The following is a 277-nucleotide window of genomic DNA, read 5'->3' as shown; positions in this document are numbered from 1 at the left end:
ACGCGACCGGAACCGTCCGGCAGAGTAGGCGTAAGATCTTCATTTCAGGGGCCGGTCGCCCTCGGGTGGCCGGTTTTATACTATGACAACGACCCAACCCGACCCTTCGATGATCGGCGGTCTGGACAAGGCGCCCTTCGCCTTGCTGTCCGATCCGGTCAAGACCTTCACCGCGCGGGCGGAGCGTTTTGAATTTCTTGCACGCGACCATCAGCTTGCGCCCTACCTGTCGTTTCTGGCCAAGATCTCGCGTATTCAGGCCGGACTCTGCGCCGAG

The 277-nt window shown here is 61.0% G+C and carries 1 protein-coding gene; it reads left to right on the top strand.

Going from position 1 to position 277, the window contains the following annotated elements:
• Positions 1 to 82 precede the first annotated feature (82 nt).
• Positions 83 to 277 (top strand): formate dehydrogenase accessory protein FdhE (fdhE, locus tag Q5762_RS38170; RefSeq protein WP_315896907.1); only part of this gene is annotated, 195 nt, incomplete at its 3' end.

The sequence above is a fragment of the Streptomyces sp. P9(2023) genome (genome assembly GCF_032436795.1).
Classification (GTDB): domain Bacteria; phylum Actinomycetota; class Actinomycetes; order Streptomycetales; family Streptomycetaceae; genus Streptomyces.
The sequence above is the reverse complement of the archived record's forward strand: the minus strand, read 5'-3'. Positions and strand labels throughout refer to the sequence as shown.